We start from the raw sequence: 17,839 nt of genomic DNA on the forward strand, positions 1-17,839 counted from the left end.
CATAACCGGGAGGTTGCTGATAAACGCATGTCAAAGAGCTAGCCGTACAGACACAGAGCCGATAACCCTATTACGCGGTTATCGGCTCTCTCATATTTCAGGCATTGTTTTCTATTTGAGATGAGCGGTGTTTTCACCGTGGCCGGCTGCCGCGCTGCACATTCAACTCCCAATAGTTCAATCAGAATTGTCTAAACGAGTGCAGATACGTAATTGATTACCATCCGGATCTACGACTTTCATCATGCGAAGCCCTTCAAGATCCTCATTTGGAGGCTCAATAATATGGATATTCTTATTGCTCTTTAATTCGTTGTACCAGCTATCAACATTTGGAACAAAAAAATGAACTAATCCACCAACTTGGCAGTCCCCAGTATGTTCAGTCAAATAAATGGTCATCTCATCCTTGGTGATCTGAACAAAAACGGGAAAATGTGGTTCAAATCGATGTTCCCAGTCGATTTGAAAACCCATTCCCTCCACATAGAAGGCCTTACTTTTTTCATAGTCAGTTATACGAAATGCAGGAATCACTGTTTGCATATTAACCCTCCTCGTATCAGGTATTGTAATTATATTCAATTACCGAATTGTATTATCCTGCCAGTTAGCGAGCCTGATCCGTAATTTATAGCGAGGTTACGAACTTCACCTCCGGAAAGCGGATATCCGCTCCTTTCATTAAGATTCCGCCTTGATTTTTCAGATACATATCGAAGAAATCCAGCATATAGGCATTGATAACGGAGTTCGCTCTTTCGGGGGCAATTTTTCCCGTAATGTCCAGCATGTTGAAAACCGGAGAAATGAACTGTACGTCGGCAAAATTCAAATGCTCCGTATTTTCGATATAGAGGACTTGTCCCCCAGCGTCAACCGTTTCGCGCATCCGTTCAAGCTCCAACTTTTTATCTTCCGTTACTTGATCCTCCCACTCTCTTGTTGAGCCCATACGGTTAAGTTCTGCACCCGTGTATACCCGGTTATCCATCACCATTTTTAATGTTTCGAAATAGCTTTCCGAGTGGATGAACAAAAACGGCTTTCGCAGACCCTCTTGGTCACGCAGTCGATAAAGCCCTCCATCAAGGTCGACTCCAACCGCGATGCGCGGATCGTAAGAAGCGTCATAGGCCGTCGCTCCGCCGATGGAATGGCCGAACACCCCGACATGACCGAGATCCACCCTCCCTTTGAGATGACTTGGAATCTGTCCCGATTGGATGAGCTCGAATTGGTCCAGCACGAACGTCACATCGTCGGTTAGAACTTTTCCCAACTTGTCGCGAATTCCTCTACTCGTCCGGTAATCCTGGTCGGGCGAGAATAAGTTGTTCGTTGTGCCGGCCGTGATTCGCCCGTCCGGAAACTCAGTTGCAAATGTATTGTAGGTGTGGTCGATCACGGCCGCGATATATCCGTGACTCGCGAGGTTTTCGGCTTGCGACGTGTGGAGGAACCTCGAAGAGCCGTTGCCGGGATTCGCAAGGATCAGCGGGTATGAAGTCTGTGCCGAAGAGACTTCGGCCCCTGAATAAGCATGACTGGATACGTACTTCAGGTGTTGAAAAGTAAACGCGGGAAGGCCATAGTCCGCGGCCATATAACGTAAAATCCGGGGATCGGGCACTAAGGGAGCGGACTTACCGATGCCAGCTTGAGCCGGATACCATACCTGAACCATCAATTCTCTCTTGCCATCTCGGGCTTCATCGAAAATCTCTTCCCTATTCGTATCCACGAAATGAAAAGTTTGCGTTCCTACCTTTAATTCGCCAGTCGGTTCAGGGAGTTTAAATACAGGAAAAGCATACATGAGACCCGCTGTTACGACCAGCATTATTACTATAGCGGTATAAGCTGAACCCAATATGAATCGTGGGATTTTTTGGGGAACGTTTTTATTAAAATAGCTATAACCTGAAATGGCTAAAAATATGATCGTGATGCAATATGGGAAAAATAGCTGAACTCTGTATCCTTCCACCGTCCAATGAATGACCAGTAAAAGTGTGGCGAACCCGCTTGCAACGGATACTGGAATTCTACGACGCCCTTTTTTTAATACGACTGTTAATGCAAGCAAGCTGATGTTTGACAATAAGAGCAACAGTTCAAACAACCTCATCTCCATTCTCCTTTTAAAAAATTTCCATTTTCGTTCGTTACAATCTTACCTGCCAGGCTAGCCTAAGCCCCCCCCTCCTTTCACTACTTTAGTATAAAGACGGTTTCGGAATCCAAAATGTATCAGTTACGTTACTGTAAACTGCCTGTTGTCTTAATGAACTAGAGCAGTATAACTCCCAATGCCATCGGTCTTCTCATCCCAAAATATATTGTCATAATGAAAATCCCCATGTACAACACTTGTCTGAACTGATTCGGAAAGCTTGGTCTCCAAAAGTCTGATCCCTTCTTCCATGTCGTTTCGCACATCCTGTGCAAAGCCGGTTTGCAAGTCCAATCCTTGTTTTGATACTAAATGAAGACTGGTTTAAAAAAGGACAACCAGAAAAATCCGGTCGTCCTCTTTTCGTATTTTTGATTATGGGAAGTCAAATCTTATTTAGTTAATCCATAGGCTTTTCGAACAAGCGAGAAGTATTCATCAGCTTTAACGACCTCATATTCTGGCCCAAGAGATTCCGTTATCGCCAGGACATCCGATGGCGTCATTCCCCACGCGTTGAGCCCAATGGAAATAAATATCGGAGATTCGCCATCCCAGTCTTTCTTAGCATCGGCCAATACATTTTTGCCGTCCTGAACAGTTGAGATGCCGCGCATCATGGATACCGGAAGGCTTCCGTTCAGGATGATAATATTGTCTTTCTCTTCTCCGGCCAAGAACAGACCCTGGAGTTTATAATATTTCTCATACGCTGCTGCTATAGCTTCGCTGAGCGGAACATCTCTGCCTGATTCACGGTTCAGTACATAAGGGTACGACATGCCGGTATGTTTAAGATAGGAATAGGACTTTTTCAGAAATTCCGCAAAAGTCTCTTGAGGCCAGACTTGCGGGTAGAAGTAGCCCGCTCCGGATGGTCCGGCAACAAGCAGATCATTGTCCGTCGCCGTTGAACGGTAATAATTGAGAATGGCTGGTGCTGCGTCATACAGAAGCGGGCTTGACGTCCAGTTAATAGGAACTTTACCCCGGTTTGGATCATCCCACAAGTAGCGCATATGGTTTTGGTCGTATTGCAAATTATCCCCTTCGCCAAAGGTGTAGGTTACATAAATTTTATTCTCCAGCTTAAGGTTCGATCGAATGGGAGTCGGTGCTTGTTTTACTTTGGTTCCCGCAAATACGGTCATGTTATGGAACCAGTCGGATGGCAGCACATATACGCTGTGACGGGACGTTAGATCGACGCCGGCGACCTCTCCTTCCACATCATTGTCGAACCACCCCAGATAAGGGGTTCCTGGTTGCACGTCCGACAGAATCTTCTCGAACAGCTCTTTTTCCTCCGGTACACTTGTGGACAGCCAGAAAACCATGGCTTTATTGGCTACAGCATAATCACGGAGATAACCAAAAGGCTCCTTCTCTTCGGAGGATAGAGGTTTCATATGGCTTGCAGATACTTTGAATTGGTTCCACATTTCTATCGAAACGGTTAATTGCTCCGTTTCCGCAGAAGGTTTAAATTCATAAACGAAGTAATTGCCATTGTCGGCGAAGCGGTGATCGCTGCCAGGTAGAAATTTGGAGCCTTGCCGGTCATAGAGAAACTCCTCTTCCTCAACGGAACCTGTTTTGAAATCTGCGATGACCTGACCGTCTGCCTTTACCGTAATTTGATGCACAGCCGGTCCCCAGCCATCCTGAGGAAAGGCATCCTGGAAGCGGAGATAAACAGCCTCATTGCCCAAGTAAGGGGACAAATCATATTCATATGTTTTCCGATTGCTTGCATCGCGCAGTTGTTCCGTCTCCATGTCAATCGTTTGGAATGAATCAAAATTATCCGGGGGAATCGGAATGGAGGTATTTGGGCTTAACCCGACCAGCATTCTTTGCGTTGTTTGGCTCCAAAGATTCTCATACTGCCAATTGTATGCGTCCATCCGACTCTTGAATTTGCCTTGCAGATCTTGCAGGACCGGCAGCTTATATGGTGCCGCTGTTAATTGCTCAGCAAGCTCAGGACTGGCCACCACGGCGTTTTCTAGTCCGGCCAGAGTGGTTGCTACATTAATCGAATCCGGCAGATCAGGATCATAAATAATAATGCCTTTAATTTCTTTTGCGTATTTCTTGAAAACATCCATAGCGTTATCGTGCTGTTTGAATGGAACCTGGAGATCTTTCAGCCAAGGATCCTCTTTATTCTGCTGCACATAAACTCGTGGTTGTACTCTGTTTATGATTCCTTCAAGTGTTGTTAAAAGTAATTTGATATCCCCCGGCTCCTCGGATACATTGGCGACATCCAAAGATTTGGCTTTGCCGAAGGTTGGAAGCGCTTGAGATTCAGGCCATTTCAAAGCATTTACTTCCATAGAAGCATCATCAGCAGCAAAGGCGCCAGCTGATAACACCGTTGAACAGACAAGGGAAATACACAAAATGGCTAACTTACGAATGATCATTTTCATTTCTCCTTTAATTGAGATGAGATGAGTAAATAGATGAAGAAGCCCCCCACAACAGAACGATTCTGAAAATTCTTCTGCTCAGTAGTGATTGTGTCATACCAGTCCGTTAACGGCACACGAGCGATGGTTTGATTCATAAAATCCCATAGAGGTGTAATCAAGGCTTCAAACTCTTCTTGGGTTGAACTCATGGAGGCACACCATACCAGCCAATCCGATTTGGTATACGTATCACGGCTATCCAGCGGTAGGCCGAAGCGATTTTGTTTGTTCCTGTAATATTTGAGCTCTTTAGCGGCAACTTCCGGGAAAAGATTGAAGCCAAGTAGGCGATCCCACACCAAATTGTATTTCATGCTCCAGGTCTCTGGTCCGCTGTCGAAAGTGAGCTTATAGTGATCCCCGGCATCTGCCATGGATACCCACTCTTTTGCCATCGTTTCAGCTGCCGTAAGATAAGAGGCCCCTTCCTGTAAACCAAGCTTTTCACACATATACGCATAAGCGGCAATGCCTAATATCGCCTTAACGGACAGATTGGCGTTGTGTGCCAAATGACCGGCGAAGTCATCGGTGCACAGCTGATTCTCTGGATCAAGCCCATTCTGCAGAAGATACCCCGCCCATTTCGTAAGCAGCTCCCAATGTTCCCTGGCAAAGTCTGCACTTCCCTCATATTTGCATACCGCTGCAGTCATTAGGAGCATATTTCCACATTCTTCAATCGGCATTTGATTTTCCAACGCATTGTCTCCATATACCTGACCATTGGCTTTCGGATAAGTCCCTACGTCGTGGGGCGCAAACTCAAACGCCCAATTGAGGCTCTTGGCATACTGAAATATCGGACGCATCATGCCCTTAATCAGTTCCGGATTATACCTAAGAAACAACGGAATCGACGGATAACTGACATCCACCGTTGCGATGCATCCATTACTGAAGTTCTCTTTGGAGAAAAATAAAATGTCACCCGATACATCAGCAACCAATTTATGTGCAGCAATCGCCTGCCTGTACGTAAGGGCCAGGATGTCACGGTATTTCTCACCGCCTGCAGCTTCACTCTCTGCTAACAGCTCCCGATTAAAGTCCCCGCATCTTTGCAGGATCTCTTCATATTGATCGGCAGCCAATAGCAGCATTTCATGAAACGTTAACCCATTTCGTCTCCAATAGGCATCCAGCGGTTTATGAAAATATTCAATCGAATGTATATCGTCATACGCAAGCATCAGAAACCGGGTTTCCGGCACATCTCGGATGATGCCCATGTCTATCTCTGCTGCCATTACAGGCATGTTATCGGAGACAGCCCTCGGCTGGTGCGGATCATCCTCTGCTGGCAGTTGACTGGTTCGGATATAATGCTCTCGGCTTGCCATGGAATGTATAACCGTCCGGTTGCGGGGAGACTGAGGAACCGCAAGAACCATATATCCCCAATCGATCCGTGTATCATCTCCAACACGCTGCAATACCGGCTGTTCTACGGTCCCCACCGACATGACATTCAGTTGCTCTTCAATCACGTGCTGTTTCCAGGTCACTTGCTGATCCTGTGAATGTACACACCACTCGCTTGTAACGTCAAAATAAATCTTAAGTTGATGGGACTTCCCATCCATAGATTTTGCTTGAAAAGTCACGTAGGTCACCGGCCGGGATAACAATTCAAGATCATCCAGCAGCAAAGGTGTGGTGAACTGGACCTGAAGTTCAATTCCTTCCCCTTGAAAAGTATATTGAGTGGTTACGGGATCCACCGTCAGCCCGGTTTGAACAAGTGCCTCCGGCTCAGGAAATCCTGATTCATCCTGAGAGGCCGTTTTTCCCATAAAACGTCTGGCATGACCGTCAATGATCGCAAGCCCAACCATGCCGTGGACCTTGTTCGTCCAATGCCGGGTGTGATCATCGTATAGGTGATCTGCAGAAGACCAAACGCTAAAATAAGGGTCCACGGTTACAAGAGGAACGGATGGAGGTCTGAATGGCTTTGTTGTCATTTTACTTCATCTCCTTAAAAGCATGTTGTCATCAGTTCGGCATCTGAACGGTTACCATATCTTTTCCTTTCAAATTATCGTTCGTGAACTGCATGGCTTTCTCGTATCCAGTATTAATGAGCTGCTCCCGGAGTTCGTTGATAATGTTCATCGCGGCTTCGTCCGACTTTGCAAAAACCGCTTCCTTCCAGGCATCTCCCATCCGGTCCATTGACGGCTTCAGCATTTCCCATTCCGGCGCTTTTGTAATAACATCACCCGGATTATAGGCAGTAATCACCTGGATGCCGTTTGGACGGAGGATTTTTCGTGCTTGCTCCATGGCTTCGATCCGTTCCGGATCAGCCCAAATGTCTCCGCCGGCGCCGGAATTGATGCGATCAAGCCCCGTAAGGGACTCCAAGCCAATGCTTATGCCTTCATTTTTACGAAGCTTCATGGTCGTGTCCGTGCTGAACTTATCAAACCATTCCTGTTTAGCGACAGGTTTGCCATCCTTCATCTCCCAATGAACGCCCTGCACCCCGTACCGGGCCAGCATGAAGCCTTCATCTGACGCCATGAAATCGAGGAATTTAAGGGCTGCATCTACACAAGCGCCTTTACAGTTCTGAGTGATAGCGGTTACATTATTGCCTTGAATCCCCAGATCCACGGGCCGTTCAGGCTCAACGCCCGCCCGCTCCAGCGGTCCGATCGGAATAAATTCGCTTCCCGGATGGGAAAGGGTATATTCTTTGGTTGCATCCAGAATGGCCGGATAGTGAGCGGCCAGGATCGCGATGCGGCCTTGATTGATTTTTTCCTTGGCAATCGGGTCCGTTTGGGTGAAGGCTTCAGGATCTATCAGTCCTTCTTCAAGCAGCTTGCGATAATACAGCGTATAGTCTTCATAACCCTTCGTGAAGAAGCTGTGCTCGACGGTGCCGTCTCCCTTATCTACATAGCTTGCGCCCGGGAAAAACATGGTGTTGCCGATGCCAACAGCCCAGCCGTTACTGAAACCGCCCAGCGGAAAGACCGGCTGGCCGTTCTCCTCCAGATGGGCATCCTTAATCTTCTTGAGGAAGTTGTAAAAATCGTCCTTTGTAACAACGGATTGCGGATCGACGCCGACCTTCTCAGCAATGTCTTTGCGGACATAGAAGCCGTAGAGCCAATCCATGCCGTCTTCGTTTGTAGCCGGTTGATTTTGCAGAAGCAGATATTTTTTGCCGCCGTATGCATCAATCGCCTTTTCATATAATGCCGGGGGTACATTTTCTGGTGCAATAGACTTGGACAGGTTTGGATAATCCTTTAACTTGTCAGAGATATCCACCAATTGCCCCTCGTTGGCTGCCTTAATAATGCCATCCAATTCACCTCCCCAAGCAGGTCCTGTATAAATATCCGGAAGATCCTGTGTGGCGAAAATCTGGTTTACTTTTTCGATTTCGCTGCCCTTGGTATACTCCCACTCGAGGGTAACGCCGGTTTTTTCCTTGATCACTTCCTCTACAGGGGTTATTTTATCGGACCCGTTCAAGCCATTCCAATTGTGCAGGATTTTGAGCCTGTTACCTTCATTTCCTGATGAATTCGTACAGCTGACCAGCAAACCTCCAACCATGACGGACACGAGTAATGCGGATACGCCTTTCGACCAAACCCACTTCAAACCAATCGCCTCCTGGAATAGGAATATCAATGATTTTCGTAAAGCTTTGGATAAATTCCGGGTCGGGATGATCTAGCCTTTAACCGATCCAATCATAACCCCCTTTACGAAATATCGTTGCAGAAACGGATAAATACACAGAATGGGAAAGACCGTGATAACAAGCAGCGCCATGCGAAGTGATTCTGGCGTAGCGCCTGCGCCGCTGGTTCCCCCAACCGTCTGTCCTCCCTGCTGCGCGGCTCGCTGCATCGAATTGGATAACGTTTCAGCTTCCGTCAGCATTTCTTGAAGGAGTGTTTGTACCGGAATCAAATCTTTATTGGATACGTAATAGGCCCCTGAGAACCAGTCATTCCAATGGGCCACCCCGATAAAAAGGGAAATGGTAGCCAAGACAGGTCCGGAAAGCGGCAGGATAATCTTGATGAAGATTTGAAAATCACCATAACCGTCAATATGGGCGGATTCCTCGAGCTCCTCGGGTATGCCCTGCAGAAAGGTACGGATGATAACGATGTGCATGAAATTAAACAGCATAGGAAGAACGTACACCCAGAAGCTGTTGATTAAGTGCAGCTTCTGCAGCGTAATGAAATAGGGAATGAAACCGGCATTGAAGATGGTAGGCAGGAAAATATAAAAGGTGAAAAATGAGCGGCCGGGCAGCGTCTTTTTGGAAAGCGCATAAGCCATAAGCGTACACAGGATCACATGTAGCAATGTTCCCAGTACGGTGCGCATGAGCGTAATTTGGTACGCCTTCCAGATACGGGGATTGTCAAAAACCTGGGCATAGTTATCGAGTGTGAATTTACGAGGAAGGAAATAGATGGCGCCCAGCATCGAATCTTTACCGTCATTCAGCGAATAAGCCAAAATATAAATAAACGGGTAGATCATGGAGAAGCCTATCAAAGCAAGTAAGCTATAGTTGACAATGGAGAATATAGACCATTTACGTTCCATAACGTCACCTCCTTAGAACAGGGAAACATCACTGGCTTTGCGCGCAATCCGATTGACCGTTAGAACCAGGATCAGACCAATAATGCTCTGAAATAATCCGACAGCTGCGGCGTAACTGAGGCGCCCTTCCCGGATACCGGAATTGATGGCATGCACATCAAGTACAGTGCCCATATTGGCAGTCGCAGGTCCATTCAGGAGAAGCAGCTGCTCATATCCAGCACTCATCAAATTGCCCACGGCCAGAATAAACAGGATAATGGCTACATTACGGATACCTGGTAGTGTTATGTGCCACATTTGTTGAAAACGTCCAGCGCCATCGATCTTGGCTGCTTCATATTGCTGCTGGTCAATTCCCGCAATGGCAGCCATATAGATAATGGAGTTCCAACCAATATTTTTCCAAATATCGGATCCTACGATCAATTGATAGAACCAGGACGGATTGTTAAGGAACTGGATGGGCTCCATTCCAAATAACCCCAATAAATCATTGACTGGACCGCCGTATGGAGTAAGCAGTCTCTGCATCAGGGTGACTACCACGATCCAGGATACGAAATAAGGTAAATAGGACAAGGTCTGAACTGTTTTCTTGAATTTCAATCGCCGCACCTCATTCAAGAGAAGTGCAAGAAGGATTGGCATTGGAAAGCCGACAAGCAGTTTCATGAGGCTGATGATAACGGTGTTGCGGATGATATCACCCGATTGATAATAGTTAAAGAATTGCTGGAAATACTTCATGCCGGCCCAAGGGCTTCCGCTGAAACCGCCAATGAAGGTGTAATCCCTGAAGGCAACTTGAATGCCATACAGGGGCACATAGGAGAATAGAAAGAACCAGACGATGCCAGGCAGCATGAACAAGTAAAAGAGCTTATGTTTCCAGATCCGCTTCATCAATGGATGGCTGGGCTTAATCACATTCCCATCTCTCCTTTCGCTAAAGGGGAGTTGCCCCCTGTTATTCCTGCTGTACTTTCAATCGCAGCGAAATAATTTCAAATGGTTTGAAGAATAAATCTACCTCGGATTGTTCTTTAATCAATTGCTCTTGAATCTCTAACGATGAAATCTCATTTTCCAGGAGATCAACCATCCAAACTTCACTTACTTTCAACCCGATAAATAGTCTGGTTTTGATTTGAGTGCCAGATGTCTCATACAGACGGATAATGATGTCGCTGCTGTCCTCGGCCTTCTTGACCGATTCCACCATAATACCCGGATGATTCGCCTGGAAGAACACTTTCGAATGTGGCAGCTTTTCCTTGGGCCGGTCTGATGATGGTGACAAGATAACCGGGCGAAGCGGAATATTCAGCTCATTCCCTCTGCGATAAATTTCTGCCTGTACATGGTTCCCTTGATGCGGGTATAACGAGTAAGTGAACTTATGCTCGGCTCGATCTGCAGCCGGATCAGGATAAGAGGTGCTGCGAAGCAAATGAAGATCTATTACGTTTTGGATCGCCCGGTGGCCGTATTTGCAATCATTGAGCAGCGCTACTCCGTAATCTGGCTCCGACAAGTCCACCCATTGGTGAGCGCATATCTCATCTTTCGCAAAGTCCCACATGGTGTTGCGGTGGGTTGGCCTGCTCAGGCTGCCGAACTGAATTTCACAGTGTACCTGATCGGTACGGATATCAACCGGGAAAGAGGTGCGCAGCATTTTACCCTCCTCTCTCCAATCTGCAGTGGTCTCGAAGTCGATACGCCGGCTCCCCTCTGTTAGAACGACTGTCTGGGTTAGTGTGGATGCTCCGTAACTATAGGCGAAGACCAGGCTGGTTCTTGGACCATCGAAAAGTTCATGGACATTCTGAAGAATTAACGGCATGCCGGGGCTTGCCGAATAATCATGACGGAAATCCCATGCGTCCCCGTCGTCATGATAAACACGAAGGTCATTACCCAGTCCGCCCTGCCGGATGACTTCACGAGCTTCCTCCTTATCCAGGATCGAGAGGATGCCGCCGTTCTCGGCAAATTTCACAATAAATTTGTCATTCTCAAGGCTGCGTTCCTTCGTTCTTGCATGAACGTAGGACTCCGGTGTTTCCGTGTTTATTTCAATGCCGGACGCTGCTTCAACTTCGACTGCAGGGTCGGCCGCATCCGATACGACGGTATATCCCATGGCCGGAACCTGGACGATACGCCATCGCCCATTGACTTGGAGCCACTCCTCACGTTCCCAAGGCAGTGAATTGAACACCACAATTCCTTTCTCATCCACCTCACTCGTCGAGATATGCCCTGCTAAATAACGGTGGGTTTCGGTGATCATGGCTTCTGTCTGCTGGAGTAATTCCTCATACCGTATTAATGATTCATCGTATACCCGCTTGATTGAAGACCCTGGAAGGATGTCGTGGAACTGGTACAGAAGAACCTCCTTCCAGAGGGTCTCCAGTTTCTCGGATGGATATGGCTTTCCTAACTGGGCAGCAAGCACAGCGGCAAATTCCAGTTCACGCAGCGCTTTCTCCATCTTCCGGTTGTACCGCTTATTTCGTGCCTGACTGGTCAAGGTTCCTTGATGTTTCTCCAGATAAAGCTCGCCACGCCATGTCTGGAAATGATCTCGTTCTTCATTCAGCCGCTCGAAGAATTTCCAGGAAGGCTCCTGTGTAACCGGAGCCAGCCCAAGCAGGTTCTTCTCACGAGCCAGCCGTTCCAAATGTTCTTCTCCTGGCCCCCCGCCTCCATCCCCTATACCAAACAGCATCAGTGCGTGGCTGGATACATTCTTGTCTAAGTACTCCCGCTCAGCTTTGATAATCGAGCGTGGAGCAGCAGGGCTGTTGTAAGTATCTTCAGGAGGCATATGTGTTAAAACTGTAGAGCCATCGATACCCTCCCATAGGAAGGAATGGTGTGGATGCCGGTTATACTCACTCCAGGACAGCTTTTGAGTCATCATGTAATGCACACCGGATTTCCTCAATAGCTGCGGTAAGCTTGCGGAGTATCCAAATACGTCTGGCATCCACAGTGTCCTCATCTCGAGTCCGAATTCCTGTTGAAAGTAACGTTTACCATACAAAATCTGGCGTACAAGGGATTCGCCACCCGGCACATTGGTGTCTGACTCCACCCACATGGCTCCTTGCGGTTCCCATCGTCCTTCCCGCACCCGTTCCTTGATCTGGTCATACAGCTTCGGATAGTGCGACTTCATCCAATCATATAACTGGGGCTGGCTTGCTCCGAATACATAATCCGGATACCGTTCCATCATGCGAAGCACCGTCGAAAAAGTTCTTGCACCCTTGCGGATGGTTTCGCGAATCGGCCATAACCAAGCCAAATCCATATGGGCATGGCCAACGGCGCTTATACTGAATACAGGGTCCCCACCACGAAGTGATAATTGTCTCTCCAATAATTCCTTAGCCTGATGAATACGGTCAGGTGTGAATTTCGCCAATTGCAATGAAACGTCATATAGAGCTTGAAGAATCTTTTCTCTGCGCGCAGTGCCGGTGGGAAGATGCTCGGCCGTTTCAAGCAGCACCTCTATGTCGTAATACAGCCCCCGGATGTCTTCATGGCAGATCGCGATAACCGCTTCTTTTAAGGTTCCGCCGCAGTACTTGCCAAATAAGTCATTATTGCCGGCATCTGCCCATATTTCAATTTCCCCGCTGCTTATCGAAGAACGGTCTACTTGAACTACTCTCTTACCGGGGAGGCCTAGTGTGAAATCAAATTCCGAATTGATTGTGGTTAAACCTTGAACGGGTGTCCCTTCGTTATCCACTAGACAAAGTTCGCCATTGACATCCAGCAGAAGAACGACCTTTGTATCCGGTGTGGATTGTGAAATATGACCCGTAAAGCAAAACCAGGCGCAATCCCATAACTCGCCCCATCGCTCCCCGGGCGAAAGTGTGATTTTTTTTCCCGACATTCTTTCAGCGAACGAGACGGGCTCTGGTGTAACCCATGCTGTCACCTTCAACTGGGCAACCGGTTCATAAATGGCTTCACGGAGTTTGGACAATAATTGTTTTATAGGTTCGAATCGTATGGGTTCGTACGGCATGATTGTTTTTACTCCCTCCCGTTCATCAGGCTTTTAGGGTTTCACTACTCCAACTTGCCTGAACCTTGATTTCATTCTCGCTGCCATGCTCATACCGTAGAAGTACGGTTTGTGATTTCGGATCCCATTCCCATACCGCAGCCGCTTCCTCTCCCCGGCTCATACAGCAGACCGCTACCGGTTCGGCAGGGCAGTATAGTCTGGCAGTTGCCTGCAGGTTGGCTGGACCTTTGGCTGCAAATTGGAAACCCGCATCTGTTATCGTTAAGTTTTCTATCCTGGAGGAGGCAGAGATGAGTTTTACTTTGCCATGCTGTGGTCGTCCAGCCGTAACATCATATAACAGAGCCTGCTCTCCTGGGGCCAAACGAACTTCCTGCAGAACGCGAAGGACAGGATCAAACAAGTCAATAACTGGACCAGGGATCACCAAGGCTTCTTCCGATACTGACTCCTCCAGAACCGAGGCAATAATATAGGGACCCCGCTTGATTTTGAAGTAATTTTTTGATTTCCAGGGTTTATGAGAACCATAAATTTTGTCCACTGCTTCCCTTACAGACTGCCGTAGTTGATCTGCACCAGTCTTCGATGAAGAACAGACAGCCGGATGCACACAGAGCCAATTCACCAATCCTTTACCGGAGTGCTGAATGCCCTGCTGCTTTGTTTCAAGACCAAGCTGTTCAAATAAGTGCTCGCGAGGAGAGTGATAAACCTGATTTGAACTTCCACTGCGAAGGTCGTCATTCCACCATGCACGAATGTTGTGATAGGGGTCGCTGTCATCACCGACATAGACCAATGCCCCGCCATCCTGTACCCATTGGGCTAGTGCAAAATGGATATCCGAGTACTCCGGCTTCATAAACTCATAACTCAAAAGAAGCACACGATAGGGGGCCAGGTAATGCGGATATCGCCTCACATTATCGAGCTGGACAGGCCTCACAGGTATCCCATGTTTAAGTAAGGGCAGCGCCAGTCCATAGAATGGAGAGAAATCGAGCAGTTCCGTATCCCCGTCCTCCTGGAATGCTTCTGGATCTGTTCCGTCATATTTTCCGGCATCGGGTGCTTCCGGCTCCGGCTTCATGCGCTGAAACATCGCCGAATCGGCAATGAATACACCGACTTGAAGAGACTCATCTTCTGTTTCGATGTTGTCCTGATTCATGTTCCCGAGTGTGTGCATGACGTTCAGCAGCGTCGGTTGCATAATCGGCGGGAATCCCTACTTTTTCCTGCCCCTCATCCGCTTTATAAGTCCCTTTAAAAATTCTTCGCGGCCATGGCGCGACTTCATAATGAGCAACTCCGGGATGGAGCAGCGAAGCTGCAACCGTTTTCAAATAATTCTGCTTATAATCGGCCCATGTATGATTCGGATTGTCTTCAATGGGATCATGAAGAAACCACATTCGTCTGTCTGTTCCCCTTACCAGCTCTTGCATCACCCCATATTCCAGGTATGCGGTTTCAAAAGTGCGTTCCTTTCGTACGCCTTCATATACGTTGGGAGTACGTGACGTCCCGGTCCAAATTTGTGCTATATATCCATCCACAGAAGGAAGTTCTATCAAGCGGGATTGCGGGCTAACGATCCGCCACTGTGTATAATTGATCAAACTGTGTGTTGGAACGTAAAAACGAAGGATGCGATTGTAGCGTTTGAGAGCATAATCTTTCATCTCGGTACATAACCGATCTAATACGCGCGTATATAGAAACGCTTTCAATTTAGAGGCTCTGTACTGCGCGTCGGGCGAAGCGTGAGGCGGACACCAGGGTTCTTTGTAATACAGCTGCCACTCTCTTTTAAAGGATTCGGAGTATCCGCCGTTCACCCAAAATTCAGGTTCCTCCAAATGGATCGCTTCCACGCCGGAATCAACGGCCAAACGAATTCGATCAGAGAGAAATCTGCCGAAAGAGACGGTAGGTACCATATAAGGGATAACAGGCTTCTTTCCATGAAGAATCATCTCCCCATGCCGATCCGTTTGTGCTTCATCCCAATGTGTCTCCCCGTCTACTTCGCCGTCTAAGTAACTGTTATAAGTTCCCCATGCTACCCCGGTCATCAAATGAACAATGTATCCTTGTGCCTTCCATTCCTGAATACGCTCCGGCATCGTTTCATCAATCCCGTAGACCATGACAAAGTCTGTCTGCAGATCATAGTCGGGATGATAAGGGGCAGATTCCTGAAATCCAATTCTTTCTTCATTACGGTTTCGCATCCCAGTTCTAACCTCCCTGACTGTATGAGGATACCCATTTACCAAAATATAATATACATTAAAAATATATTCAATATGTTTTATTGAAAATAAAAAAGTCTTTTCCGTAAATTCGGAAAAGACGTTAATATCAATACTCAAAGCTTAAGACAAAGGACTGGTGCCTGATGTTTGTTTAATGACAAGTTCAGGTTCAATCAGTGTCTTGCTGAACCCTTTAATATCTCCATTACTGCGGATGACTTCAAGAAGCTGGATTGCTGCGCGGAATCCCATATCCCTTTCAAACTGCTTGACGTGAGTGAAGATGCTGAACTCTTCCACGATAGAGCTTGGATCATCAAAGCTTACGATTGATAAGTCTTCGGGAATACGAAGCCCTGCTTGTTTGGCCATTTGAAAGATCTGTACACCAAGCCTGCCGTTAAGGGATATATAAGCCGTAACCATTTTGTTGCGGATATATCGATACAGCGGATGGTCTTCCGCGTCCTTTAGAACTGTCAGTGGCTTGAAATCCGTAATCATATGGGCGGGATTAATAAGCGCTCCTTTATCTTTTAATGCTTCCATATAACCTTCTATCCGGTCCTGGACCGTGACTGTTTGCAGCGGTGAATCCGAGCAGATGGCAATATCACGGTGTCCCAGCTCCCAGAGATGTTCAACAGCCAGCTTTGCACCCAGTTTTCCATCTGCCGCGATATAATGGGTTTCGACTCCCGGCAAATACCGGTCAATCAGCAGGAAAGGGAACCCGGACAGCTTCATGCCGAGAATTTCCTCATTATAATTCTCTTCATCGACAGGAAAGATGAGTAGTCCCTCCGCTCCAAGCGCTCTAAGCTCCTTGATCGCGGCCTTCTCTTTCTCGCTCTTGCCATCCGTCAACATGATCATGCTGCGGTAACCTTCCTGATTGAGCGCTTGTTCAATCCCTTCAATCAGCCGGATAGCGAAGTAATCGTGGATCGTGGGCATAATAAGCCCAATCATCCCCGTATGTAGTCCCCTTCTACTCGTAAGCGGAGGTTCAGAATTAGTAATAGCTGTGACTGTCTCTTTCGCGACAAAACTCCCTTTACCAGGAACACGATCGATCAGCTTCTCATTAGCTAAACCTGTAAGGGCGTTTACAACCGTGATTTTACTGACGTTAAATTGATCCATCAGCTCCTTCTCTGTCGGTATTCGATCACCTGGCTTCATTTTCTCTGTGATGATTATTTTGCGGATATATTCTTGAATTTGTTGGTATAACGGTATTCGGTCATTCGTGTTCATGATTATCACATCACCAATTCACTTAATAAGTTTTATATATATAATATATTTTTACAGGCATAAGCACAATACACAACCTAGAGAGGGATGCAGTGTTCTAAAAAGACAGGGATGCAGAATTATTCAATTGGACTCCTTCCTTGCACCTTCAGACGGAACTTCTATGTACAAATTGTTGCCCAAAAGAATAATATCCTAATAAAAAAAGCCTGACTGGATTAATCAAATCAGGCTTCATCTGCAGATATCATCTACAAGGAAAAATCACGCAAATCATGAATATCTCTTATCGGGGGACGTCCAAATAAGCGGGTGTACTCACGATTAAATTGTGAAGGACTTTCATACCCAACACGAAATCCTGCATTAGCTGCATCCAGGTTTTCCGTAAGCAGCAGTCGTCTTGCAGTTTGCAAGCGAATCATCTTTTGATATTGAAGCGGACTCATGGCCGTTACTTTCTTGAAATGTCTGTGCAAGGTCCGAGGACTCATCTTGACCGTCTTAGCCAACTCTTCAATGATTAAAGGTTCGGAATAATTATGCTTGATCCATTGTATAGCTTCCGATATACATTGTGCATAGCTTCCGATCACGGCAAATTGCTTCAGCAGTTCCCCCTTCTCTCCTTGAAGGACCCTATAAAATATTTCCTTAATTATCAAGGGAGCCAGTACCTCAATATCAGAGGGAGTCTCCAGAAGTTCTACAAGGCGTAAAACCGCTTTGAGCAAGTCCGACGTAGACGGATTTAGTAGGATTCCCCGTTCAGTCGTGATCTTCTTCGAAGGACTGGATGTTTTCGAAACATCGAGAAGAATATCTGGATGGAAGAAAGAAGTGGTGAGTGTGTCCGGAATAAAAGATAAAGTAATTGTAATTACAGGCGCAAGTGGCGGAATCGGTGAAGCAACTGCAATGCTGCTTGCCGAGAGAGGAGCCCAAGTCGTTCTTGGCGCGCGGCGATTGGATCAGCTTGAAGCTATAGCTAACCGCCCCC

The 17,839-nt window shown here is 47.0% G+C and carries 13 protein-coding genes and 1 pseudogene; 1 reads left to right on the forward strand and 13 read right to left on the reverse strand.

Annotated elements, in window-relative coordinates:
- Positions 1 to 177: 177 nt before the first annotated feature.
- From ACE5KN_RS15075 to ACE5KN_RS15135, 13 genes are all read right to left on the reverse strand, one after another.
- Entirely contained in the window at positions 178 to 546 is a 369-nt protein-coding gene (locus ACE5KN_RS15075; protein WP_375523953.1) for a glyoxalase superfamily protein, read from the reverse strand.
- A gap of 85 nt (positions 547 to 631) precedes the next feature.
- Entirely contained in the window at positions 632 to 2,131 is a 1,500-nt protein-coding gene (locus ACE5KN_RS15080; protein WP_375523954.1) for an alpha/beta hydrolase family protein, read from the reverse strand.
- Between the two features lie 153 nt (positions 2,132 to 2,284).
- Positions 2,285 to 2,440, reverse strand: a complete 156-nt coding sequence (locus ACE5KN_RS15085; protein ID WP_375524024.1) for a phosphotransferase — start codon at positions 2,438 to 2,440, stop codon at positions 2,285 to 2,287.
- Positions 2,441 to 2,568: 128 nt separating this feature from the next.
- Complete coding sequence (locus ACE5KN_RS15090) at positions 2,569 to 4,608, reverse strand: GxGYxYP domain-containing protein (RefSeq protein ID WP_375523955.1); 2,040 nt, start codon at positions 4,606 to 4,608, stop codon at positions 2,569 to 2,571.
- Between the two features lie 2 nt (positions 4,609 to 4,610).
- A complete protein-coding gene (locus ACE5KN_RS15095; RefSeq protein WP_375523956.1) occupies positions 4,611 to 6,623 on the reverse strand; it encodes a glutaminase family protein in 2,013 nt (670 codons plus the stop codon).
- A 31-nt stretch (positions 6,624 to 6,654) separates the two neighbouring features.
- Positions 6,655 to 8,283, reverse strand: a complete 1,629-nt coding sequence (locus ACE5KN_RS15100) for an extracellular solute-binding protein (RefSeq protein WP_375523957.1) — start codon at positions 8,281 to 8,283, stop codon at positions 6,655 to 6,657.
- A gap of 72 nt (positions 8,284 to 8,355) precedes the next feature.
- Positions 8,356 to 9,252: a carbohydrate ABC transporter permease gene (locus ACE5KN_RS15105; protein ID WP_375523958.1), complete on the reverse strand. Its 897-nt coding sequence runs from the start codon at positions 9,250 to 9,252 to the stop codon at positions 8,356 to 8,358.
- A gap of 12 nt (positions 9,253 to 9,264) precedes the next feature.
- Positions 9,265 to 10,182: an ABC transporter permease gene (locus ACE5KN_RS15110; protein WP_375523959.1), complete on the reverse strand. Its 918-nt coding sequence runs from the start codon at positions 10,180 to 10,182 to the stop codon at positions 9,265 to 9,267.
- Between the two features lie 40 nt (positions 10,183 to 10,222).
- A complete protein-coding gene (locus tag ACE5KN_RS15115) occupies positions 10,223 to 13,270 on the reverse strand; it encodes an alpha-mannosidase (RefSeq protein ID WP_375523960.1) in 3,048 nt (1,015 codons plus the stop codon).
- 67 nt (positions 13,271 to 13,337) lie between these two features.
- Positions 13,338 to 14,531 (reverse strand): hypothetical protein, encoded by a 1,194-nt coding sequence (locus tag ACE5KN_RS15120; RefSeq protein WP_375533100.1) that lies wholly within the window; start codon positions 14,529 to 14,531, stop codon positions 13,338 to 13,340.
- Entirely contained in the window at positions 14,458 to 15,555 is a 1,098-nt protein-coding gene (locus ACE5KN_RS15125) for a hypothetical protein (RefSeq protein WP_375523962.1), read from the reverse strand. Before ACE5KN_RS15125 ends, ACE5KN_RS15120 begins: the two co-directional genes overlap by 74 nt.
- A gap of 144 nt (positions 15,556 to 15,699) precedes the next feature.
- Entirely contained in the window at positions 15,700 to 16,839 is a 1,140-nt protein-coding gene (locus tag ACE5KN_RS15130; protein ID WP_375523963.1) for a GntR family transcriptional regulator, read from the reverse strand.
- Positions 16,840 to 17,090: 251 nt separating this feature from the next.
- Positions 17,091 to 17,759, reverse strand: a complete 669-nt coding sequence (locus ACE5KN_RS15135) for an AraC family transcriptional regulator (RefSeq protein ID WP_375524025.1) — start codon at positions 17,757 to 17,759, stop codon at positions 17,091 to 17,093.
- Here ACE5KN_RS15135 and ACE5KN_RS15140 point away from each other — a divergent pair.
- A pseudogene (locus ACE5KN_RS15140) lies at positions 17,689 to 17,835 on the forward strand (SDR family NAD(P)-dependent oxidoreductase); the annotation flags it as partial. The gene ACE5KN_RS15135 and the pseudogene ACE5KN_RS15140 sit on opposite strands and share 71 nt — an antisense overlap.
- Positions 17,836 to 17,839: the final 4 nt, after the last annotated feature.

Origin of the sequence: Paenibacillus terreus, assembly GCF_042138595.1 — a bacterium.
GTDB lineage: Bacteria > Bacillota > Bacilli > Paenibacillales > Paenibacillaceae > Paenibacillus > Paenibacillus terreus.

Excerpts from the sequence above, each read along its gene's own strand:
- ACE5KN_RS15075 (WP_375523953.1), bottom strand. The coding sequence starts at position 546 with ATGCAAACAGTGATTCCTGCATTTCGTATAACTGACTATGAAAAAAGT.
- ACE5KN_RS15080 (WP_375523954.1), bottom strand. The coding sequence starts at position 2,131 with ATGAGGTTGTTTGAACTGTTGCTCTTATTGTCAAACATCAGCTTGCTT.
- ACE5KN_RS15090 (WP_375523955.1), bottom strand. The coding sequence starts at position 4,608 with ATGATCATTCGTAAGTTAGCCATTTTGTGTATTTCCCTTGTCTGTTCA.
- ACE5KN_RS15095 (WP_375523956.1), bottom strand. The coding sequence starts at position 6,623 with ATGACAACAAAGCCATTCAGACCTCCATCCGTTCCTCTTGTAACCGTG.
- ACE5KN_RS15105 (WP_375523958.1), bottom strand. The coding sequence starts at position 9,252 with ATGGAACGTAAATGGTCTATATTCTCCATTGTCAACTATAGCTTACTT.
- ACE5KN_RS15120 (WP_375533100.1), bottom strand. The coding sequence starts at position 14,531 with ATGCAACCGACGCTGCTGAACGTCATGCACACACTCGGGAACATGAAT.
- ACE5KN_RS15125 (WP_375523962.1), bottom strand. The coding sequence starts at position 15,555 with ATGCGAAACCGTAATGAAGAAAGAATTGGATTTCAGGAATCTGCCCCT.
- ACE5KN_RS15130 (WP_375523963.1), bottom strand. The coding sequence starts at position 16,839 with ATGAACACGAATGACCGAATACCGTTATACCAACAAATTCAAGAATAT.